Below are 19,645 nucleotides of genomic sequence, written 5' to 3' on the forward strand. Positions count from 1 at the left end.
GCGATTCTGGCTGACTATCCGTGATTCGTCTCGAGCGCCCTGGCCACGGATCACACTCGAGTCCCCCTGGACCACGGAATCGAAAAACCGGTTAGGCGGGCCGACAGCGAAGTCCCTAAACCGTCGCCGTCCCTACTCCGTTGCATGCAAGCGCTGGTCATCGTAGCACACGGCTCACACCTCAATGCGGGGTCAGCACAGCCGACGTACGACCATGCGGACACCATCCGCGAAACGGGGGCCTTCGACGAGGTTCGCGAAGGGTTCTGGAAGGAAGAGCCACACTTCCGTGAAGTGATACGAACGGTCGAATCCGACGAGGTGTTCGTCGTCCCGCTGTTCATCAGCGAGGGTTACTTCACCGAACAGGTCATCCCCAGAGAACTCCGGCTCGAGAACTGGGACCCGGACCTGTGGGACTCCGAGGGGACCGACGCGTCGAACGTGACGCTCGAGGCTGCTGACGTGGACAAGACCGTCCACTACTGTGGCCCCGTCGGCACCCACGATGCGATGGCCGACGTCATCGTCCAGCGTGCGGAGTCGGTAACGGGCGACTCGAACGTCGGCGAGGGGTTCGGACTCGCCGTCGTCGGACACGGCACCGAGCGAAACGAAAACTCCGCGAAAGCCATCGAGTACCATACCGAACGCATCCGTTCGATGGATCGTTTCGACGAGGTACAGGCGCTCTACATGGACGAAGAGCCGGAAGTCGACGACGTGACCGACCACATGGACGCCGAAGACATCGTCGTCGTCCCGCTGTTCATCGCCGATGGCTTTCACACTCAAGAAGACATCCCGGAAGACATGGGGCTGACCGACGACTACCGCACCGGCTGGGACGTCCCCGGTGACGTCGACGGCCAGCGAATCTGGTACGCGGGTGCCGTCGGCACGGAGGGGCTGATGGCCGACGTGATTCTCGAGCGAGCGGCCGACGCCGGTGCCGATATTGGCGACGCCCTCGAACGCGTACAGGAGTGGACCGGTGGCACGCCGGCGGCGGGTGACTGAGCCGTGGCCGAACACGAATCGTCTCCGCTCGCTCAGGCGACTCGAGACGCCTTCCTCGAGACCGTGGAGACGACCGATTCGGATGCCGAGTCGCCGCGTATCGACTTCGATGGTCTGCTCGTCGAGGTCGACGATGGTGCGTACGTCCTCGAAACGCCCGAGGGAGTCCACCGTGGACTCGCACTCGAGGATCTCGAACGGAGCCTCGAGACCGTCGCGCCGTACGTCTCGAACTGGTACTTCTGGTCGCACATCGTGGGCGGCGAGGGGACCGCACGCCGGGCCTTCCTTCGTTGGTGTGAGGGTACCTCGAGCGCAGACGATGAGGCAGTACCCGCACGGTATGCCAACCTCGAGGACGGTATCGTCCGCCAGTGGGGGCAGCTACAGTTGACGACCCGTCTCGACGCCGACGGACAAGGGAGAGGAGCGCGACAATACGAAATCCGCCACGTCGACGACGCGGCTGTCGACCTCGAGGCGCTCGAGACCCATAGGGACCCGTACGACGCACGCGAGATCGTGACCGAAGACGCCGATGGACGATATCGCCCGCTGAAAACCGCGCCTACACTCGTGGGCGGCTGGGTCTTCGAGGGCCTTTCGAGTGCGGACTTCGTCGAAACGGTGCGGACTGTCTACCCCGCGACGGTCGAAAACTGGCACCGCGAGCAACACGACGAACTCGACGTCGACCACTGGCTCGAGGCCGCCGAACGCCAGACGGGTATTTACGACGTCGTCGACGAACTCCCGCGCGAGGCCCTCGAGTGGGTGACCGAAGCCTGCTGTGTCGACTCACAGTGTCTGAAACGGCGTGAGTGGCACTACACCGAAGACGACCACCTCGAGGTCGACGGCGGCGACGGCACCTTCCCCTGCCGGGAACCCTGCTCGCTGGTCATCGCGGCCGCCCGCAAGTGGGCGATTCTCGAGTCAGAGGAGGAAAAGACCTGGCACCTCGAGTTGACGACCAGCGAACTGAATCAACTGGCCGAAATCGTCGACGCCGTCGCCGACGACCGGACGGACCAGATCCGCGAAGCGGACGTCTACGATGGCGCGAATCGCTATCGTGCGCGGTATCTCCGTGCCAAACGGATGGATGAGGGCTCGTTGCGAGCCGAGTCACACGAGGAGTAATCCGCGATAGCGGGATACAAATGGGTCCGCCTCGAGACAGTGCATAATGGACGACAGTAATTTTAGCGTCGATGTTCAGGTCCGATATCAGGACCTCGACACCCTTCAGCACGTCAACAACGCCGTCTACGTCACCTACTTCGAAATGGCGCGCACGTCGTATCTGGATGCCATCCTCGACATCCCCGTCGATTCCTTCGCGTTCGTCGTCGCTTCGCTCTCGATAGATTTCGAGCGACCGGTAACGATGGGCGACGATGTCGTCGCCTCGGTAGCCGTCACCGAACTCGGCACCTCGAGTTGGACGATGGCCTACGAAATCCGGGCAAACGACGAGGTTGCAGCTACCGGCGAAACGACGCTCGTGTTCGTCGATCCCGAGACCAAACGTCCGACGGAAATTCCCGCGGAAGTCCGAGCGGCGATTGTTGCGTACGAAGGCCTCGAGGAGTAGTATCTACGGAATCCGTCCGCCGGTCAGCCGCACGATACCGCCCGCGTGGCTCGCCTCGGCGATCGCACTCGAGCGCGTCCGCAGCCGCTCGTGAGCGGTCGTAATTCGCTCGTCGAGCGTGGCCGTCATATCCTTCTCGTAGCGAATTTTAGTCGTTGGGGGCGTCGACAGGATGACGACGCTTTTGAACACCGCGTTGACGACCGGCGCCAGTCGCCCGTCGCTTCGAGCGGCGTTGACCAGCACGAGATGTCCGTCCCGTGAGAGCAACTCACTCCAGTCGTCGACGGCTCCCGCGGGATCCTCGAGCATTCCCACCACGAAGGTTGCCAATACTGCGTCGACCGGGCCCGAAAGCGGTGGGGCCGTTGCATCGCCGCGAATCACGTGGACGTTCCCGTGGTTCGCCGTCGCGCGTCTCGCCCGCTCGAGGACGGGCCGAGTAAAGTCGATGCCGATGACGGTTCCGTCGGGGCCAACCTGCTCGGCCAGATAGGGGAGGTTCGCTCCGGTCCCACAGCCCATCTCGACGACGGTGTCGCCCGGCTCGAGTCGACAGGCCAGTGCAGCCTGTTTTCGAAGGGCTGCGATGCCCGGTGTCCGCCTGGCAAGGAGGTCGTACAGGAGGGCCCAGCGACCGTAAAACGCCTGGGCGTCCTCGCTGGATTCTTCGTTGGTGACTCCCCTTGGGCTATCGTTCCCGTCCGGGTCAGCCGCCGGCGTCATTCAAACCAGCTCGCAGACGGTGTGGGCGACCGACTCCGGATCCGAGCCCAGCACGTAGATGAGCGGTTCGATACCCTCACCACCCGTCTGGTAGAGGACGGTTGCCCCAGGCGTCGTTTCGATAGCGGCACCGACGCTCGAGGCGACGTCGCCGGCTTCGTCGAACTCCGCGAGGTCGTGTCCACGTTCCTCGAGTTCGGCCAGTAAGTCCCTATCGTAGCGAATGTTTGCGGCAGCCGTCGCCGTAGCACCGTGGCGACGGGCGGCGAGCAGGACGGTCGCGACGTGTTCGGATACGCCGAACTCCGGTTCGCTGGGGACCGTGGTCCGGCCTTTGACGTCGAAAATTCGGCCCGGAACGCCGGCAACGTCGTCGATGTCCTCCGCTTCTGGCAAACAGGCGACCAGGTTCGAACCGACGGCCGGAATCAGGCTCGCGAATCCGCTCGCGTTCTCGAGGATGCGGAGACCGCGTCGGAGCGACGATAGGACGCGCTCGCTCGAGCGAAGCGTGCTATCGGGGTCGTGGACGCGAAAGCTCGCGCCGTACTCGGCCAACTCCGGGACGGCCTCCTCGTGGAGTGCTGCAAGGACGGAGCCGGGGCTCTCGAGGTCGCGGATACATACCTCGATTTCGATGAGTGCCTGGACGCGACTCATGTCGCCGCTCGAGAGCCCCTCGCTCAGTCGGTCGACCAGGTCCTGGACACGGTCGTCCTGGGCGATTCTGTCGTTCGTCGTGACGTCGCCGTGGGCGTACTTCGAGACGGCACTCTGGCTGATACCGAGCACGTCGGCGACTTCGCTCTGTGTCAACCCCTCGGCGCGGAGCTCGCCGGCCAGTAGCGATCGAATCGTCGGCAAGAACTCCTCGACGACAATCTCTTCGGCAAATTTCATTACCGGGTGGTAGGCAGCCTCGCGAAATAACCCTAGGGTTCGTGGTGGTCCAGTTGGGACGGTCTCGCCGGTCTCTGTTCGAGAGTGTAGTCGACGGCTTCTGTTCGAGGGAGTTGTCGACGGCTTCTGTTCGAGCGTGTTCTCGAGGGAGAGCCCTTTCCAGAAAATCAGTCGTCGTTGCGATCGAGCTGGTCGCCACCGAACTCGTCGTCGCTGCCGATTCGAGACGCCTGTGGCCCGTCCTGGTCCTGATACTTCGAGCCCCGCTCGCTTCCATAGGGCCGCTCTGCCGGGGTTTTCAACTCGGTGAAGGTCAACTGGGAGATGCGCATACCCGGCGTGAGCGCGACGGGCGCGGTCCCGAGATTCGATAGCTCGAGGGTGATCTGGCCACGATAGCCCGGATCACAGAGGCCTGCCGTCGCGTGGACGACGACGGCGAGTCGTCCGAGCGACGAACGACCTTCGACGTGGGCGATCAGGTCCGCTGGAATCTCGACGCGCTCGTGCGTCGTTCCGAGGACGAAATCTCCGGGGTGTAAGATGAAATCGGAACCTTCGTCGACGATAGTCTCAGTGACGTACTCGTCTACCTCGTGTTCGGCGTTGGGGTGAATACAGGGAATGTTGGTCCGCTGAAACTCGAGAAACCGATCACCGAGGCGCAGATCGATACTCGCCGGTTGAATTTGGAGGTCGTAATCGTCGATGGGTTCGACGACGAGGTCGCCGGCCTCGAGGCGCTCGAGAATATCCGCGTCTGAAAGGATCATGCCGATGACTCGAGTGGGCGATGAATAAATGGTTTCGTTCCACGTCGGTGCATCGGGGTTTGGTGCCGCTGGTGCGAGAGGGTCGATTCACGTCGGTTCGAGAGGGGGCACCCTCTTACTCGCCGTTACTCGTGTTCGGCGAGCGCGTCGTCAATCGCGCTCAACACGGGCAGTTCGCTGTTGTCGACCTGTTCGCCATCGACGACGATCCACGGTGTACTCTCGACACCTTCGTTCTCGCCGTGAGCACGGTCTGCGTCGAGTCCGTCTTCGAAGGCCACCTCTTCTGCATCCGTCCGAACCTCACTTCCGTCAGCACCGACCTCGTCCCCGAGCTGCTCGAGGATATCGTAACTGTAATTCGACTGATGCTGGTACACGCCACTGGTAAACTCGAAGAAGGCCTCGTTTCCTTCCTGAGCCTGCACGGAACGGGCGGCGCTTGCTACCGGGTACGACCAGTCACCGCTCGCTGGGATCGGGAAATCACGGTGTTCGAATCGGATCCGCTCGGATTCGATGTATCGCTCGTGCACCGCTGGAAAAATCTGTGTTTTGAAATATCCACAGGCGCCACAGCCGAAATCCTCGAAAACCGTAACGGTCACTTCGGCGTCTGGATCACCGGTAACCGGAACCTCGAGCAGTGCGTCTTCGTCGACTTCCGCCGGTTCGTTTCCTAAACATCCTGCGAGCAGTCCGGTGGCGGCGATCCCCGCTGCCCCAATGAACTGTCGCCGTGAATTCGCCATAATTGCTGGTAGTGTATCGCCGGACAAATAGGTGTCGCAGTCGGTTCTGAACACGATAGACGTCGGTCGGATGAGTGAGGCTGACCGGCTCTCTCGAGCTTTCGAGGGCGTTTTATTACCCGTGCTCGTGGAAGAGGGTATGAAACAGGCCATCGTCGCTCGAACGGACATCTCGATGGGAACCGGAAAACTCGCCGCACAGGTGGCTCACGCCTCGCTTTCGGCCTACGAAAAGGCCGACACGCAACTGCGAGACCAGTGGAAACGCGGTGGTCAGAAAAAGGTCGTGCTGAAAGGCGATAGCGAGCGAACACTCCACGAACTCGCGGCGATTGCCGACCAGGAAGGAATTCCGAACGCGATCGTACGAGACGCCGGTCACACGCAACTCGAGCCCGGAACCGTGACCACGCTGGCCATCGGCCCGGCAAGCGACGAGCGCGTAGACCGCGTGACCGGCGAGCTTTCGCTGTTCTGATAGCCGAACCGTGTCGCTGTTCTTTCGACCGTTTACCTGATTTCCCCACGCGACTCGCCGCCTCGAGAACCCCTTTTAGCCTGCGAATCCAGACACGAGTATGAACGCCGACCCACACAGTGGACAACCGATCGAACGCGCCGGGGCCGACCTCGAGGACGCCAGCGCGGCGATGGTACTCATCCACGGCCGGGGTGCACGGGCAGCGGGGATGCTCGATCTCGCGAGCCAACTCGAGTGCGATGGCGTCGCCTATCTCGCACCACAGGCGGCGCGGGCGACCTGGTACCCGCAATCGTTCCTCTCACCCATCGAAGCCAACCAGCCGTATCTGGACTCTGCACTCGCCCTTCTCGATGAAATACTGACGCAGATATCCGAGCACGTCCCGCTCGAGCGAACGATACTGCTTGGCTTTTCACAGGGTGGCTGTCTCGCATCCGAATACGCGGCCCGCAACGCTCGGCGCTACGGCGTCGTCGTCGCTCTCTCGGGTGGCCTCATCGGCCCCGAGGGAACGCCTAGAGACTACGACGGCTCGCTCGAGGGAACGCCGGCGTTTTTCGGCTGCAGCGACCGGGACCCGCACATTCCCCTCGAGCGCGTGAAAGAATCGGTCGAGACCTACGAAGGGCTCGACGCCGACGTTACCGAACGCATTTACGAGGGGATGGGCCACACCGTCATCCCGGACGAGATTGCGGTCGTTCGAGAAATGGCTTCGGGCGTGACAACGAGCGAAGGCGAGTAAACCGCGGACGAAACCGTGGTACCTTTTGGGCGTGGCCACGACTCGAGCAGTAACGAATGCGCCCCGCCCATCCAACAGAGCAGGCCGTCGGCATCGAGTATTACGTCACGGACACCGACGGCATCGGTGGCCGTCTTCGCGGGCAAAACGACCACTTTCGCGTCCGGGAACTCGAGCGATTCGACACCCAACCGGTCGATGCCTCGACCGACGCCTACCCACACCTCGTCTTTCGAGCCACCTTGCGGGGCTGGGACACGAACGACTTTGCCCGCGAACTGTCGAACCGACTCGGCATCTCCCGGGAACGGATCGCCTGGGCGGGGACGAAAGACAAGCGGGCGATTACGACCCAGCTGTTTTCGGTTTACAACACGGGATCGAACGACCTCCCGGAACTCAACCGAGCCGACATCGAACTCGTCGGGCGAGCGGGTCGCAGCCTCCAGTTCGGTGACTTGCTCGGCAACGAGTTCGAACTAATCGTGAGCGAGTACGACGAAGGTGCGCCCGAGCGTGCCGAGCGAATCACCGACGATCTCGCCTCATTTGCCGGGAGTGAGGTCGCCACCGAGCAGGAGGGAGAAGCGAGAACGATCGGCGTTCCGAACTACTTCGGCCAGCAACGATTCGGGAGCAAACGCCCGATCACGCACGAAGTCGGCCTCGAGATCGTGCGCGGCAACTGGGACGAAGCCGTGATGGCCTACGTCGGCCGGCCGAACGAATCCGAACCCGAGGATACACAGGAAGCGCGAGCGTTCGTCGAGGAGACCCGTGACTGGAAAGCGGCCCTCGAACGATTTCCCAACAGGCTTCAGTACGAACGGTCGATGCTGCACGAACTGGCTGACTGCGACGGGGAACCGAGCGCCGACGAGTACCGAGCCGCCCTCGAGCGAACCCCCTCGAACCTTCAACGGTTGTTCGTCCACGCCGCCCAGTCGTACGTGTTCAATCGCATCTTGAGCCGACGACTCGAGGCTGGACTTCCTTTCGACAAACCCGTCGCCGGTGACGTCGTTTGTTTCGCCGACCAGGCGGCCTCGAGCGCGGTCGAGACCGATCTGGGCGGCCTCGACGTCCCCGACACGGACCGTCTCCAGCGCGTGGACGAGCGGCGGGTCCGTTCGGTGACCAGACACTGCGAGCGTGGGCGAGCGTTCGTGACCGCACCGCTCGTCGGTACCGAAACGACGTTGGCAGATGAGAAACCGGGTGACATCGAGCGCGAAGTCCTCGCCGATCTGGGACTCGAGAAAGGCGACTTCGACCTGCCTGGCGAGTTCGATTCGACCGGGACGCGCCGGGCTATTTTGCTCCGCACAAATCTCGAGCTCGAGACCGACCCGATGACGATGGGGTTTGCCCTGCCGAAAGGTTCGTACGCGACCGTCGTGATGCGCGAGTACCTGCAGTCTGACCCTGTCGCCCTGGGGTAAGTGACTCGCCGGGCTCACGCGGGCGGAAACACCGGCGTTTTACCCGTTCGGTGTCAACGAGGGCTATGGAGTGTCGTCAGTGTGGCTCGCCCCTGAAGAAACCCGGGGACTTCTGTCTTATCTGTCGGGAGGGGAACACCGAGACGGTCGTCCTCGAGGCGGCCCGCGACCGCGCGACGCTGACGATGATTACCGACGACACCGTCATCGGGAAGACGACGGTGACGACCGCCCCCGAAGAGGGCGACCTCGAGGTCGTCGAACTCAGGAATTTTGCCGGGCTGCTGGGCGACGAGTTACGTCGAAAACGACCCGAGGAGGTGTACGCTACCGGAAACCGGGCCGTTATTCAAGCGGTTCGCGAGGATACCCACTACACGTTCTATCGAATCGAAGACGAGTCGCCGGTCGAAGCCGTTCTCGAGCGTCGTGGCGACCGTGCACTCGACGTCGTCGACGTTCCTCCGGCCGAAAAGATCGGTGGGAGCCATACCACGCTTATCGGCGGCCGGACGGGTATGCAGGCGATTCAGACCGTTGCGGGTCATCCCCACGTCAAGAAAGTTATTCCCGGTCCGATCGACGCCGGGGGCATCGGTTCGCAGTCTGGGCTCCGCGCAAAAGTAACTCGAGCGGACGACGGGGGCAACGTCCGAATGCTTCTGCGCGATGGCTCGAGCGTGCAGGAAAATCACGTCGTGACGACCGCGCGCGAACGGGAGTTGGGCGAAGTCGTTCGAGCCGACCTCAACGAGGCGCTCGAGGAAGCAGGGCTTCAGTCTTGACATCCTCGCCGTCCTGAACAGTAGTTGCCGATTCAACGTAGATGGGCGAGCGAAGTTGGTTGGTCAACCGACTTGGATTGTGGTGTTAGACTTTCTGGGCAAAGCAGAGGAAACGAAGAAACGCCGCCAACAGGGCCAGACGACGCGGCCCCAACTCAACACCTTTATCAAAGCGCCGCTAATAGTGATCGATACTATGGCCGAGAAACAGCGAGGACGGGTCGGCAGTGCCGGCCGTTTCGGAGCGCGATACGGGCGTGTCGCCCGTCGCCGAGTAACGGAGATCGAACACGACATGCGGTCGTCGAAAGTCGACGGCGACGATGTCACCCGAATCGGTACGGGCATCTGGCAGAACGAGGAAACTGGCGAAGTCTTCACCGGCGGTGCCTACCGACCGGAGACGCCTGCTGGCCAGACCGTCCGCCGTTCGATCCGTGCCGCGCTTGGCGAGGACCAGCCAGAATAACGCGTTCACAGCGATACCCACTACAGATGAGCTACAAATGTTCCCGCTGCAAACGTGACGTACAGCTCGATGAGTACGGCGGCGTCCGCTGTCCCTACTGTGGACACCGTGTACTCCTGAAAGAACGCAGCCGGGACGTGAAAACCGTCCCCGTCGAGTAACGCAGCCGGGACGGCTCATCCGCTGTCGGCTGCACGGATTCATTTCTACCCGTGTTTCCCCACGATGCAACCCTCGAGTACACCTACGAGACGGCTACTCGAGCACGGGCTGTCGAGAACGCTGTTGCCCAAGAAATCGGCGAAATCGACGACGAGCGTTCGCAGACGACGCTCGAGCGGTCGGAGCGGACTGTTACTATCATGGTCGTAGCAAAGGACCTGACAGCATTGCGGGCGGCGCTCAACACCTGGATGACGCTGGTTGAGGTGGCAGAGCAAGCTGCCAGGATCGGTTCGCGGGCGGGGGGCCCAGAAAATGGGTAACTCGAGAGTGCTGCGGTACGTTTTTTCACCAACGGAGCATGCACGATAGCGACTCGGGGAGTGTAACTCCCAAAACTCTCCCCTAATCTGAACGGTTCACACGGCGCGGGACAAAGCTTGGCTTTATCAGTGCGGAAAGCGACCGTCGAGATATGCAAGGAAACCTGCCGCCAGAGGCACAGGAAAAAATCGAACAGCTCCAGGACCTCCAAGAGACCGCACAGACGGTTGCCATCCAGAAACAGGAAGCCGAATCGTCACTCGACGACGCCCAGGCCGCCCTCGAGGAACTCGAGGACGTCGACGACGACACGACGATGTACCGTCAGGTCGGCGAACTGTTCGTCCAGACCGAGTACGACGACGCTCAGGACCAGCTCGAGGACAAAGTCAGCACGCTCGAGATTCGCCTCGAGACGCTCGAGAAACAGGAAGAGCGCGTCCAGACCCAGTTCGAGAGCCTCCAGGAGGAACTCCAGAACCTCCTCGGTGGCGGCATGGGCGGCGGTCCGGCCGGCCCAGGCGGCCCGGGCGCAGGCGGCGCATAAGTGCCGATGTCCCACGCGGATTCGAACGCGTCGGAACCGTCGGATGAGACGGTCGTCCAGACGGCCTCCGATGCGGCCGAGGACGAGATCTTCTCGGCGTACAAACAGTCAGCGATACGCGATTACGACGTGACCGTGGTCTTCGAAGACGGCGTCCTCGAGGTCGACGTCTACCTCAACGCGCCTGACGGCGCTGGAGACGGTCGGTCGGCCGATCAGGTTGCCGACGAAGCTGCACTCGCTGCTCGCTCGGCAGTCGACGAACTGTTCGACGAGTAACCTTCGCGGCGCCCTTTTTCGGTTATCGTTTCCGACCTGTAGTGCTCTCTATCAATGGCGGTCGTGTGGCCCCCTCGAGTGTGACGTCGATTTCTTTTCACGAGTGGCAACTTCTCACGCACCCTCACAAACGCTTTTGTGACAGGGGTTGAAACCTTGCTCGAGACCGATGGAGACCAGTTCTTCCTGTTGACGCGGGTTCACCGGCTGTTGTCAACCAGCACGTGTTGTCACACGAGCCGGGCGATGACGCCTCGAGGGTGTTCGGGGTCGCCCCGGTGAACACGACTGACGGATGTCTCGAGCGATGACATCAGGGGTGACGCGATCACGGCGGTTTCCCCGTCACAGCCCCGACGTTGATGTCGTCGAACAGTGCCCTGCAGCCAACCAGCACATCTCAATGTCACCATCGGATGAAGATACATCCCGATCAGCATCGGGAAGTCAAACGAACGATTTCCAGCAGCATCGAACACAGCGTTCTCGAACCGGAGAGGGCCGGCCCAAAGCGGCTCGAGCCGACGCTCTCGTCGTCGCTCGGGACTCCGACCCGCCAGTGACTACCGAGGAGTGCGAGCAATTGGCGGCGGCCACGGGCTACCGAATCGTCACGACGAAGACCCAGCGCGGTCATCCGGACTCGGGGACGTATCTCGGGCGCGGGGCGCTCGAGACCCTCAGTGAGACGGTAGCCGAACTGGATGTCTCGGCGGTCATCGTCGACGACCGCCTCACGCCTGGGCAACACCACGGTATCTGCGATGTCCTGCCCGAAGATGTTCGCCTGCTCGATCGGTATCGGCTCGTCCTCGAGATTTTCGAAACGGGAACGAACACGCGTCGGGCGAGCCTCCAAGTCGAACTCGCCCGTCTCAACTACGAGTTGCCCAGACTCGTTGCCGCGACGGATGCGGGACAGCTCAATCGGTTCACCGAGAGCGGGACGCGGGTCTACGACGTCCGGGACCGAATCGACTACCTCGAGCGCCAACTAAACGAGTTGCCGGACCCTGGCGACCAGTTTCGCGAGCGCCGTCGCGAGCAGGGCTTCAACCTCGTGACGATTGCCGGCTATACCAACGCCGGCAAGTCGACGCTGTTGCATCGACTGGCGGACGACCTGGCGCTCGAGGTCGAGAATGACTCGACACGGAACGACGGCTCGAACAAAGACCGGACGGCGAGCGTTGCCGACGGGTTGTTCGAAACCCTCGAGACGACGACCCGACGGGCGACTATCGATGGACGACCGCTCTTGGTCACGGATACGGTCGGCTACGTCGACGAACTTCCCCACGATGTCATCGCTTCGTTCAGTTCGACGCTGTCGGAAGCGGCGGGTGCAGACGCCGTTATCCTGTTGATCGATGGCAGTGATCCGCTCGAGACGATCGAACGGAAAGTCGCGGTCTCTCTCGAGGTACTCGACGAACAGGGCGTCGAACGGGACCGGATCGTGCCAGCCCTGAACAAGATCGATACCATCAATGGTAGCGAGCATCGGGAACGCATCGCGCTCGTCCGTCGGTTGTTCGAAGAACCGATTCCGCTCAGCGTCCGGACGGGCAGGAATATGAAGGCCCTTCGACGCGCCGTCACGAGCCGATTACCCACTGACTCCCTCGCCCTCGAGATGCCACTGAGTGACGACGCAATGTCGATTATTTCCCAGGCGTACGATCGGACGTCAGTCGAGGACGTTGTCTATCGCGATTCGACCGTCGTTCTCGAGTGTCGCGGCCGTTCGGAGGTACTCGAGCAGCTGTGCGCGAGCGCGCCATCGTTCCGGAAGGACTGACGCGAGACGCGACTTTCGCTGCCGTCCGGCGGCACGCTCGGGGCGTTACCAACCGCTCTTGGGGCAAGTTAGTCAAAATCGGCCGGCAACTCGTCGAGCGTCTCACGAGCGCGGGGACGAACATCGAAGAGGTATCGTTCAGTCTGGGTGTTCCCGTCGTCGTCAGTGCTCGATTGCGCGTAAATCACCTTCGCAACCTCGACGTCGTCGGGAAGTTCCTGGGCCACCACGAGCGTATTAACTGCCCGGTCGGGTTGTAACTCGAGGTCGGTCCCGGACCAGGTCGGTGGCAGTTTCTGGGCGTGTGGTCGTAGCATGTTCGAGCCCTGATAGAGGAAGCCGTCCGTCCCAACGAAACTCGTCGCTGCCCGGCCACGCCACTCGACCGCCCGGGGCGCGGTATTGTGTACGCTGAAGAATGCGACCGGCCTGCGTGTCCCGATTCGTGCCCGTCCATCGAGCAGGTCCGCAAGGGGAACGTCCTGGACGAGACCGACCAGGGAGAGTGACAGAAGGTCGCCACGAACGGTGAGTTCCGGACCAACACCGTCGATGCGAGCCGATGGGTCGTACGTCTGTGCAGTTGCGCTCTGTGGAACGGCCCCGCCGTCGGCTTCCGGTGCCTGTTCTCCAGTCAGTGCTTCGTAGGCCCGTTTAATGCGCAAAAACCGCTCTCGAGAGCCACCCTGGTCTGGGTGGTGTCGTTTTAACAGCACCCGATAGGCACGCCTGATCTCACTCCGGGAGGCATCAGGCGAGAGACCGAGCGTTTCGTAGTGGCTCTCCATCTACTGCAGATAACCGTCCACGCAAAAATGAGTCTTTCCGTGTTACTGCGGTTCGATGATGAGTTCTCCATCATTCGAGACCGTAATCTCGTAGCCACAGTACTGAAATCGAACGGTAATCGGTTGCTCGTGCAGCAGTTTGTCGCTGTCGCCTGCGAGCAGTGTATCCAGTGCCTGTGGATCGACCGCCGTATGCAACGGCGGGTACTCCGGTGGACAGAGATCAGCAACGTCGACGCCCTCTTTCTGTGCAATATGCTCGACGATCACGAGACTGGGGTCTGTGTGAAAAGCCGAACCGATAGGATCTTCCCCCGTTCCCATTCTTGGAAACACTAACGAGAGTCCACTGTTAAATCTGTCTTTTTCGGACCTTCTCTCTCGATAACTATTTTCCGGTGAAAGGCGGTTTGCTCGAGTGCCACGACGGTTCCACTACGCTTCGGTGTCACTCGAGGCCGTCTGGGTTGCTCGCCCGTTTGATCGTCGTCCAGTAGATTCCGGCGAGGACGACGATGCCGCCAGCGACCGTTATCAGGTCCGGAACCTCGGTTAACAGGACGAACGCGAGGATGGTCGAGCCGACGGGTTCGCCCAGCCAGGCGACACTCACGACGACTGACTCGAGGTACTTGAGCGTCCAGTTGACGACGGTGTGACCGAACACCCCGGGGCCGACCGCCATCGCCAGAAAGAGCAGCCACTCACGTGGCGGGTAGGCCAGATACTCGTGGCCCTGAACGCCGACGAGTGCGAGCAGCGTGATGGTACAGGCCGTGTAGACGACGGTAACGTACGGGAACAGTGAGACGCGCTGGCGGATCGACCGGCCCGCGAGCACGTATCCTGCGACCGTAACCGCCCCGAGGACGGCGAGTGCGTTTCCGTACCACGTTGCGTCAGCAACGGGTGCGTCTCCCGCGCCGCCGAACGACATCGCGGTTGCGCCGGCAAATGCGACGAGCAGGCCGGCAACCGTCGTTCGGCCGATTCGCTCGTCGAGCACGAGCCACGCGCCGATAGCGACGAACAGCGGTTGGGTTTGAACGAGCGTTACGCTCGCGGCGACGCTCGTGTAATTCAGACTTTCGAACCACGCCGCGAAGTGAATCGCGAGGGCGATACCGGCGATAGCCGCCAGCCCGAGATCACGGGCCGAGAGCCTGGCAAACTCGTGGCGGTAGCGGACGAACGCGACCGGCGCGACAAGCAACGTGGTAAACAGCACGCGATACAGCGCCGCGATCGAACTCGGGGCAGCGCTCCAGCGGACCAAAATCGCGCTGGTGCTCGCCGCAAAGACGGCAAACGCGAGCGCGACGGTCGGGGTAACCTCGAGGTCGGCCTGACGGAACACGTCGCTCACATACGTGACCGGGGTGAAAGCAGTATCGAATCCGCCGAGATTGAGTAACCCGAAGGGTTGCGATGTTCGGCGAGTTCACTGACTGAGACGGTTTACTGTAGTCTCTTACAGATGATTGCCGGCGTCGTGCGGGCAATCACCGGTAAAAAGTTACAGTAAACCGTATGACTCGAGCGAAACGAGAGAGGGGAAGTGAACTCGCCGAGAATCACTCACTCTGGAGCGGCCGGTGGTTCGAGTGTGGAGGTCGACTCGAGTGCCTCACGCGTCCGGGCGTGGCGGTCGCGAAACATGCCCTCGAAACCGAGTTCCGAAAACGGGCTGAGGGGATCGGTGAACCCACCTACTGGGAGTTCGTATTCGACGTGATCTCTGAGGACCGTCTCCGAGCCGTCGGCGAAAAACGAGTGGGTGTGGACCCACGTTTTGAACGGGCCGTGCACCATCTCGTCGACGAAGTATGCCCGGCCAGGTTTCTCGACTCGCTCGGTGATCACCGACGTCCAGTACTGGCGCGGGCCAACGCCGAACGGACGGATTGAGAGCGAGAGCTCCGACCCGGCCTCGAGTATCTCCGGGTCCGAGTCGCCGTCCGGCCCCATGACGGACTCGACCCGCAATCCCATCCAATCAGGAGTCAGTCGTTCGAGTCCGGCCGATGTCGAGTGAAACTGCCAGACGTCGTCGAGGGGTGCGTCGATTCGTGTCTCACGCTCGTAGGTGGCCATACGCAGGATACGGGCTCGAGGGTAAAAACGATGAAACCTACGAGTGGTGGGACGACTCCACGACGGAGTACTAGAACTACTTGAGTCGCTCCTGCAAGAACGAGGGGTGGGCCGCGGTGACGCCGTCTATTTCGAGGATATGGGTCGCAATAATATCGCCGAGTTCGTCGCCGTCCGCTGCTCGTACTTCGGCCATCAGCATGTGGTCTCCGCTCGAGCTATAGAGTGCCTCCACTTCCTCGAGCGCTTTCAGGGCCCGTGTTGCCTCGACGTAGCGTTCGCTGGCGACGTCGATGCCGACCAGGGCGATGGTCTGACTGGAGAGCTTTTTCGGGTCAACGTCGGCGGAGTAGCCAACGATGACGCCGTCCTCTTCGAGTTGATTGATGTATTTCCGAACCGTGGGCTTCGAGACGTCTGCCCGTGCAGCGATTTCGGCGTACGACGCCTGGGCATCGTCCTCGAGCACCTCGAGGATACGGTCTTCGGTGGGGCGGGTACTCATACCCTTACTTTTCCTCGGATAGAAAAATATCTTTTGAATCGGTAAACACAGACTCGTCATCGACCGTGATGTTACTGGACGGACAGGAACCAGGTAATCGTTGGGCTTATTCGCCCGCTCGCTCGAGGAACTGTAATGGTCGCCTTCGACACCATCATGGGGATATTCTGGCTCGTCTGCGGCATTATTGTCCTGATTCCCGCCTACATGATTGCCTTCGGTGGCCGGCCGGACCTGCACGTTCACTACGACGATAGCGTCGACCCGGCGTACGTCTCCAGGCGTGCAGGTACGACGGCACTGCTCATGGGTATTAGCATGATTGTCTACGCACTCTACCAACTCGTCGTTGGATATCAACCCCTGGCTCTCGGAGCCTTGCTCGTCAGTCTGCTTGTCCTGAGCACGCTCACAAAACGGTTTGCGAAAGGATGGGGCTGGAACGGTGATCGCGATTCCACGCTCGAGTGACGAACCAGGGCGTGACCCACTCCCGTTCTACTACCGCGTCGCGAGCCTCGAGCGGTGTAGTAGCCAGTGAGGGCCAGTGCACACCCGTAGACGACGTCCCGGGAGTGTATCAACCGTTTCCTTCGCTCTTTCCGGCATCCGCGGCGGCCCACAGCGGATACAGGTCGTCTTCGACAGGCTCCGTGAATCGTTCTCCGTCCACCTCGAGTGCCGGTACATCTCCATCACACGCGCTCACGGTACCGATCGCTGCGGCTTCGATTCCGGCGTCGGCGAGGGCCTCGAGACAGGCGTCGACGCTATCGACGGGAACGGTTGCCAGCAGTGCACCCGACCCAAAGATGCGTAACGGGTCCACGCCTGCTGCCTCGCACAACTGGGCCGTTTCGGAACGAACCGGAATCGACCCGCGCGAGAGTTCGACGTCCACGCCCGCTGCCTGGGCAAGTTCGAGCGAGGCTGAGATTACGCCACCTTCAGTCGGGTCGTGCATGGCCGTTGCGTACTCGCGGACGATTCGGGCATCCGGAACGACGCTTATCTCCTCGAGGAACGTTTCGGCCCGTTCGCAGACGGCCTTCTCGATGTCGAGTTCGTCCCCAAAATCGGCGGCCAGAATCGCCGTCCCCTCGATACCGGCTGCTTTGGTGAGGATCACTTGCTCTCCCGGGCTCGCTCCCCCAGTCGGGATAACGGTCTCCGCCGCGCCCATAGCCGTCAATGACACCACTGGCCGCTCCAGGGTATCGACGTACTCCGAGTGCCCGCCGACGATGGTCGCTCCCACGGACCGAGCGGCCACGTCCAGGTCGTGTGTGATTTGCTCGAGTACACTGGGGCCTTCGTCGTCCGAGTCGTCGTTGGAACGGGCCGATTCTGGAAGTAACAGGACCGTCGTGAGCCATCGCGGATCGGCACCGGATGCGGCGACATCGTTACAGCCAACGTGGACGCCGAGGGTGCCGACTTTTGAGGCCGCTAACGAGATCGGATCGGAACTGACGACGAGCTTGCCACCTGGCCAGTCGATTGCGGCGGCGTCTTCGCCGGTTGCCGGGCCAAGGTGCACGCTGTCATCGGTTTCACCCGTCCGAGCGAAGACGTGGTCCAGAAGATCGTCGGGGTGGACTTTTCCGGGCATATGCCGTTCGTCGGCCAGGGTCGGCTTGTAGCTGTCGAAGGCGCTCGAACGCTTCCTACCCCTCGAGGAACGAGTCCACCAGTCGCTCGAACCGGTCGACCAGCCTCGACCCGGGGTGTGGATCGACGGTTTCGAGCAATGCTGCCGTCTCCGCAGGACGAGACAGCGAGAGGACGACGTGATTGCCGCGTGCGTACTCTCGGTCGACAACCGCACACTCGAGTAAGTGATCGAGATGGTGCTCGAGCGTGCTGCGTGGGATACCCAGTGTTTCGACGAGTTCGTTCGGTCGACTCGTACCGTGGCTATAGAGCGCGGTTGCAATTGCCGCCGCCGTTTCCCGACGGAGGACGGCGAGCGCATCGCGCTCCCACTCGCTGTACTCCGGGGCGAAGTAATGGGTCCGGCCGAATCGCTCGTGGCGAACCACGTCGCCGGAAGCGATCAACCGGCGGACGTGATACTGTACCTGTCCCGGGGCGAACGGCGTCTCCCGAACGAGGGCATTGAAGTGTACCCCGGGGTCGCCGGCGATCGCTGCTCGAATCTCCCCTCTCGTCTCGCTCACTGGCGATCACCTCCATCCGACATCTCCGAGTCGTGTTTCGAATTCGGACTCGTCTCGAGGCGGCCGACCATGACGATGGCCGCGAGCAACAGTCCGGCGATGATGAGGTCCAGTAGATGTTCGATCGTATGATGAGTTCGCATTGGAATCAGGCCCAGTACGGTGCCAGTGCCGACAATGGGGCGCATAACCAGCGCGCCAAGCGCCCCAGTGATGAGGAGGTACGGCATCGACCGCCGTCGATGTAATGCGGCGGCGGCCAGACAGAAGACGATCAACGAGCCAATCGCTGATAGCGCAAGTAACAGCACAAGGTGCCAGTCCAGCCAGTCTACGCGGCCAGATTCGAGAACGGCTGTCTCGAGTCTGGGTGCCGCTTTGGGTACGGATAACCCTCCTATCGAACTGTCGAACGTCCCATGGAGTCGACCGACTTGCCGGGACGGCTCCGTATACATATTCGTTTTTGTGGCTCAGGGGTCTTGTGCGATTCGCTTGTTCGGCGAATGAACCAGAAAATCGTGTTGGCGAGGTGAAAGGCACTCGAGTGACGGCACCGGCCGAAGCTGTTGGAAAAATCGACCTGGAGGCCTGTCCAGGACCGCGACGGAGAACCGAAAGCCGGTCACTGGCCGGGTGGATCGATCACGCCGAGCAATACAGCCAGCGCACCGACAATTCCGGCTCCGATAATCATTAGCGCGAGGTAGGCAGCGACGCCACCGATAACGAACGCAGTTGCGATACCGATCCCGAGAGCGATTGCCGCGAGCACGACGATGCCCAGTGTTCCCGAATCCAGCCCGGTAACTATCTCGAGTCGTTCGTTGCTACCTTTGTCCTCCGTGCGCTCGGTCTCTGGCCGTTGTGGTTGTCCGAGATTTCGGTCGACATCCACCGGTCGTCGTCCCGGAACCAGAGTGATATCGACAGCACAGGTCGCAGCACCATAACTCGAGACTAACTCGAGAGTACCTTCGAGGGGCGATCCGAGGTCCATCGGTTCGATGTCGAGACGGAGTTTCGTCGGTGAACCGGGTGCCACGTAGTAGTTCGCGTCGCCACGGTCGTCATCCGTCAATGGCCGAATCGAGCCAACGGATTCGAGCGGACCGCGGAGTCGACAGTGGACGTGTGCGGGACTCGATTCGGCCTCGAGCACGATAGTGAGTGGGCCATCGAGTGTGACGGCGTCTCGACTGGGGACGAGCGACTCGGTTCCGGTGCGGTCGACGCGGACGGTAACCTCCTCGGGAGCCACGAAAATCGCCT

Annotated in this window: 27 protein-coding genes; 14 read left to right on the plus strand and 13 right to left on the minus strand. The window is 61.7% G+C overall.

Annotation, left to right across the window (positions count from 1 at the left end; all coding sequences use genetic code 11):
- Nucleotides 1–144 precede the first annotated feature (144 nt).
- Genes NLK60_RS01320 through NLK60_RS01330 form a run of 3 tightly spaced genes read left to right on the plus strand, consistent with a single transcriptional unit; the run spans nt 145 to nt 2,617 of the window.
- The gene (locus NLK60_RS01320; RefSeq protein ID WP_254809102.1) at nt 145–1,020 is read left to right on the plus strand and encodes a CbiX/SirB N-terminal domain-containing protein; all 876 of its coding nucleotides are present in this window, start codon (nt 145–147) and stop codon (nt 1,018–1,020) included.
- A 3-nt stretch (nt 1,021–1,023) separates the two neighbouring features.
- Complete coding sequence (locus NLK60_RS01325) at nt 1,024–2,163, plus strand: DR2241 family protein (RefSeq protein ID WP_425499060.1); 1,140 nt, start codon at nt 1,024–1,026, stop codon at nt 2,161–2,163.
- A 46-nt stretch (nt 2,164–2,209) separates the two neighbouring features.
- A complete protein-coding gene (locus tag NLK60_RS01330; protein WP_254809103.1) occupies nt 2,210–2,617 on the plus strand; it encodes an acyl-CoA thioesterase in 408 nt (135 codons plus the stop codon).
- Nucleotides 2,618–2,620: 3 nt separating this feature from the next.
- Here NLK60_RS01330 and NLK60_RS01335 read toward each other — a convergent pair whose 3' ends face one another.
- The 4 genes from NLK60_RS01335 to NLK60_RS01350 form a co-directional block, all read right to left on the minus strand.
- Entirely contained in the window at nt 2,621–3,343 is a 723-nt protein-coding gene (locus NLK60_RS01335) for a class I SAM-dependent methyltransferase (protein WP_254809104.1), read from the minus strand.
- On the minus strand, nt 3,344–4,243 hold the full coding sequence (locus NLK60_RS01340; RefSeq protein ID WP_254809105.1) for a thiamine-phosphate synthase family protein: 900 nt from the start codon (nt 4,241–4,243) through the stop codon (nt 3,344–3,346).
- 167 nt (nt 4,244–4,410) lie between these two features.
- Nucleotides 4,411–5,016: a dCTP deaminase gene (gene dcd, locus NLK60_RS01345; protein ID WP_254809106.1), complete on the minus strand. Its 606-nt coding sequence runs from the start codon at nt 5,014–5,016 to the stop codon at nt 4,411–4,413.
- Between the two features lie 125 nt (nt 5,017–5,141).
- Nucleotides 5,142–5,768, minus strand: coding sequence for a DsbA family protein (locus NLK60_RS01350; RefSeq protein ID WP_254809107.1), 627 nt, complete (start codon nt 5,766–5,768; stop codon nt 5,142–5,144).
- 139 nt (nt 5,769–5,907) lie between these two features.
- On the opposite strand from NLK60_RS01350, the gene pth2 reads away from it, so the two are divergent.
- From pth2 to hflX, 10 genes are all read left to right on the plus strand, one after another.
- On the plus strand, nt 5,908–6,246 hold the full coding sequence (gene pth2, locus NLK60_RS01355; protein ID WP_254809108.1) for a peptidyl-tRNA hydrolase Pth2: 339 nt from the start codon (nt 5,908–5,910) through the stop codon (nt 6,244–6,246).
- A gap of 100 nt (nt 6,247–6,346) precedes the next feature.
- Nucleotides 6,347–6,997, plus strand: coding sequence for an alpha/beta hydrolase (locus NLK60_RS01360; protein WP_254809109.1), 651 nt, complete (start codon nt 6,347–6,349; stop codon nt 6,995–6,997).
- 56 nt (nt 6,998–7,053) lie between these two features.
- The gene (truD, locus tag NLK60_RS01365) at nt 7,054–8,439 is read left to right on the plus strand and encodes a tRNA pseudouridine(13) synthase TruD (protein WP_254809110.1); all 1,386 of its coding nucleotides are present in this window, start codon (nt 7,054–7,056) and stop codon (nt 8,437–8,439) included.
- 65 nt (nt 8,440–8,504) lie between these two features.
- The gene (locus tag NLK60_RS01370) at nt 8,505–9,224 is read left to right on the plus strand and encodes a DUF2103 domain-containing protein (protein WP_254809111.1); all 720 of its coding nucleotides are present in this window, start codon (nt 8,505–8,507) and stop codon (nt 9,222–9,224) included.
- A 196-nt stretch (nt 9,225–9,420) separates the two neighbouring features.
- Complete coding sequence (locus NLK60_RS01375; RefSeq protein WP_254809112.1) at nt 9,421–9,693, plus strand: eL43 family ribosomal protein; 273 nt, start codon at nt 9,421–9,423, stop codon at nt 9,691–9,693.
- 26 nt (nt 9,694–9,719) lie between these two features.
- On the plus strand, nt 9,720–9,854 hold the full coding sequence (locus tag NLK60_RS01380; RefSeq protein ID WP_254809113.1) for a DNA-directed RNA polymerase subunit P: 135 nt from the start codon (nt 9,720–9,722) through the stop codon (nt 9,852–9,854).
- Nucleotides 9,855–9,905: 51 nt separating this feature from the next.
- Entirely contained in the window at nt 9,906–10,178 is a 273-nt protein-coding gene (locus tag NLK60_RS01385; RefSeq protein ID WP_254809114.1) for a KEOPS complex subunit Pcc1, read from the plus strand.
- A 152-nt stretch (nt 10,179–10,330) separates the two neighbouring features.
- Entirely contained in the window at nt 10,331–10,726 is a 396-nt protein-coding gene (locus tag NLK60_RS01390; protein ID WP_254809115.1) for a prefoldin subunit beta, read from the plus strand.
- 6 nt (nt 10,727–10,732) lie between these two features.
- Entirely contained in the window at nt 10,733–11,005 is a 273-nt protein-coding gene (locus tag NLK60_RS01395) for a DUF3194 domain-containing protein (RefSeq protein ID WP_254810522.1), read from the plus strand.
- Nucleotides 11,006–11,312: 307 nt separating this feature from the next.
- On the plus strand, nt 11,313–12,806 hold the full coding sequence (gene hflX, locus NLK60_RS01400) for a GTPase HflX (RefSeq protein WP_254809116.1): 1,494 nt from the start codon (nt 11,313–11,315) through the stop codon (nt 12,804–12,806).
- Between the two features lie 68 nt (nt 12,807–12,874).
- Here the strand turns inward: hflX and NLK60_RS01405 are convergent, their stop codons facing one another.
- From NLK60_RS01405 to lrpA1, 5 genes are all read right to left on the minus strand, one after another.
- Nucleotides 12,875–13,594: a DnaJ domain-containing protein gene (locus tag NLK60_RS01405; RefSeq protein WP_254809117.1), complete on the minus strand. Its 720-nt coding sequence runs from the start codon at nt 13,592–13,594 to the stop codon at nt 12,875–12,877.
- 42 nt (nt 13,595–13,636) lie between these two features.
- A complete protein-coding gene (locus NLK60_RS01410; RefSeq protein WP_254809118.1) occupies nt 13,637–13,918 on the minus strand; it encodes a HalOD1 output domain-containing protein in 282 nt (93 codons plus the stop codon).
- A 124-nt stretch (nt 13,919–14,042) separates the two neighbouring features.
- Nucleotides 14,043–14,960: a DMT family transporter gene (locus tag NLK60_RS01415; protein WP_254809119.1), complete on the minus strand. Its 918-nt coding sequence runs from the start codon at nt 14,958–14,960 to the stop codon at nt 14,043–14,045.
- Nucleotides 14,961–15,172: 212 nt separating this feature from the next.
- Nucleotides 15,173–15,688, minus strand: a complete 516-nt coding sequence (locus NLK60_RS01420) for an SRPBCC family protein (RefSeq protein WP_254809120.1) — start codon at nt 15,686–15,688, stop codon at nt 15,173–15,175.
- 76 nt (nt 15,689–15,764) lie between these two features.
- A complete protein-coding gene (gene lrpA1 / locus NLK60_RS01425) occupies nt 15,765–16,193 on the minus strand; it encodes an HTH-type transcriptional regulator LrpA1 (protein WP_254809121.1) in 429 nt (142 codons plus the stop codon).
- 135 nt (nt 16,194–16,328) lie between these two features.
- On the opposite strand from lrpA1, the gene NLK60_RS01430 reads away from it, so the two are divergent.
- Nucleotides 16,329–16,664 carry a hypothetical protein gene (locus NLK60_RS01430; RefSeq protein ID WP_254809122.1) on the plus strand — a complete coding sequence of 112 codons (336 nt, stop codon included), beginning with the start codon at nt 16,329–16,331 and terminating at the stop codon, nt 16,662–16,664.
- A 109-nt stretch (nt 16,665–16,773) separates the two neighbouring features.
- Here NLK60_RS01430 and NLK60_RS01435 read toward each other — a convergent pair whose 3' ends face one another.
- From NLK60_RS01435 to NLK60_RS01450, 4 genes are all read right to left on the minus strand, one after another.
- Nucleotides 16,774–17,805: an AIR synthase family protein gene (locus NLK60_RS01435; protein WP_254809123.1), complete on the minus strand. Its 1,032-nt coding sequence runs from the start codon at nt 17,803–17,805 to the stop codon at nt 16,774–16,776.
- A gap of 55 nt (nt 17,806–17,860) precedes the next feature.
- Entirely contained in the window at nt 17,861–18,373 is a 513-nt protein-coding gene (locus NLK60_RS01440) for a winged helix-turn-helix transcriptional regulator (protein WP_254809124.1), read from the minus strand.
- Nucleotides 18,370–18,831: a DUF7471 family protein gene (locus NLK60_RS01445; protein ID WP_254809125.1), complete on the minus strand. Its 462-nt coding sequence runs from the start codon at nt 18,829–18,831 to the stop codon at nt 18,370–18,372. Before NLK60_RS01445 ends, NLK60_RS01440 begins: the two co-directional genes overlap by 4 nt.
- Nucleotides 18,832–18,998: 167 nt before the next feature.
- The gene (locus tag NLK60_RS01450; protein WP_254809126.1) at nt 18,999–19,634 is read right to left on the minus strand and encodes a DUF7524 family protein; all 636 of its coding nucleotides are present in this window, start codon (nt 19,632–19,634) and stop codon (nt 18,999–19,001) included.
- Nucleotides 19,635–19,645: the final 11 nt, after the last annotated feature.

It is taken from the genome of Natronosalvus amylolyticus (assembly GCF_024298845.1).
GTDB lineage: Archaea > Halobacteriota > Halobacteria > Halobacteriales > Natrialbaceae > Natronosalvus > Natronosalvus amylolyticus.

Excerpts from the sequence above, each read along its gene's own strand:
- NLK60_RS01335 (WP_254809104.1), bottom strand. The coding sequence starts at position 3,343 with ATGACGCCGGCGGCTGACCCGGACGGGAACGATAGCCCAAGGGGAGTC.
- NLK60_RS01430 (WP_254809122.1), top strand. The coding sequence starts at position 16,329 with ATGGTCGCCTTCGACACCATCATGGGGATATTCTGGCTCGTCTGCGGC.
- NLK60_RS01435 (WP_254809123.1), bottom strand. The coding sequence starts at position 17,805 with ATGCCCGGAAAAGTCCACCCCGACGATCTTCTGGACCACGTCTTCGCT.
- NLK60_RS01375 (WP_254809112.1), top strand. The coding sequence starts at position 9,421 with ATGGCCGAGAAACAGCGAGGACGGGTCGGCAGTGCCGGCCGTTTCGGA.
- NLK60_RS01350 (WP_254809107.1), bottom strand. The coding sequence starts at position 5,768 with ATGGCGAATTCACGGCGACAGTTCATTGGGGCAGCGGGGATCGCCGCC.
- NLK60_RS01405 (WP_254809117.1), bottom strand. The coding sequence starts at position 13,594 with ATGGAGAGCCACTACGAAACGCTCGGTCTCTCGCCTGATGCCTCCCGG.
- NLK60_RS01445 (WP_254809125.1), bottom strand. The coding sequence starts at position 18,831 with ATGTATACGGAGCCGTCCCGGCAAGTCGGTCGACTCCATGGGACGTTC.
- NLK60_RS01360 (WP_254809109.1), top strand. The coding sequence starts at position 6,347 with ATGAACGCCGACCCACACAGTGGACAACCGATCGAACGCGCCGGGGCC.
- NLK60_RS01420 (WP_254809120.1), bottom strand. The coding sequence starts at position 15,688 with ATGGCCACCTACGAGCGTGAGACACGAATCGACGCACCCCTCGACGAC.
- hflX (WP_254809116.1), top strand. The coding sequence starts at position 11,313 with ATGACATCAGGGGTGACGCGATCACGGCGGTTTCCCCGTCACAGCCCC.
- NLK60_RS01370 (WP_254809111.1), top strand. The coding sequence starts at position 8,505 with ATGGAGTGTCGTCAGTGTGGCTCGCCCCTGAAGAAACCCGGGGACTTC.
- NLK60_RS01330 (WP_254809103.1), top strand. The coding sequence starts at position 2,210 with ATGGACGACAGTAATTTTAGCGTCGATGTTCAGGTCCGATATCAGGAC.
- NLK60_RS01340 (WP_254809105.1), bottom strand. The coding sequence starts at position 4,243 with ATGAAATTTGCCGAAGAGATTGTCGTCGAGGAGTTCTTGCCGACGATT.
- lrpA1 (WP_254809121.1), bottom strand. The coding sequence starts at position 16,193 with ATGAGTACCCGCCCCACCGAAGACCGTATCCTCGAGGTGCTCGAGGAC.
- NLK60_RS01380 (WP_254809113.1), top strand. The coding sequence starts at position 9,720 with ATGAGCTACAAATGTTCCCGCTGCAAACGTGACGTACAGCTCGATGAG.
- NLK60_RS01410 (WP_254809118.1), bottom strand. The coding sequence starts at position 13,918 with ATGGGAACGGGGGAAGATCCTATCGGTTCGGCTTTTCACACAGACCCC.
- NLK60_RS01390 (WP_254809115.1), top strand. The coding sequence starts at position 10,331 with ATGCAAGGAAACCTGCCGCCAGAGGCACAGGAAAAAATCGAACAGCTC.
- truD (WP_254809110.1), top strand. The coding sequence starts at position 7,054 with ATGCGCCCCGCCCATCCAACAGAGCAGGCCGTCGGCATCGAGTATTAC.
- NLK60_RS01320 (WP_254809102.1), top strand. The coding sequence starts at position 145 with ATGCAAGCGCTGGTCATCGTAGCACACGGCTCACACCTCAATGCGGGG.
- dcd (WP_254809106.1), bottom strand. The coding sequence starts at position 5,016 with ATGATCCTTTCAGACGCGGATATTCTCGAGCGCCTCGAGGCCGGCGAC.
- pth2 (WP_254809108.1), top strand. The coding sequence starts at position 5,908 with ATGAAACAGGCCATCGTCGCTCGAACGGACATCTCGATGGGAACCGGA.
- NLK60_RS01395 (WP_254810522.1), top strand. The coding sequence starts at position 10,733 with ATGTCCCACGCGGATTCGAACGCGTCGGAACCGTCGGATGAGACGGTC.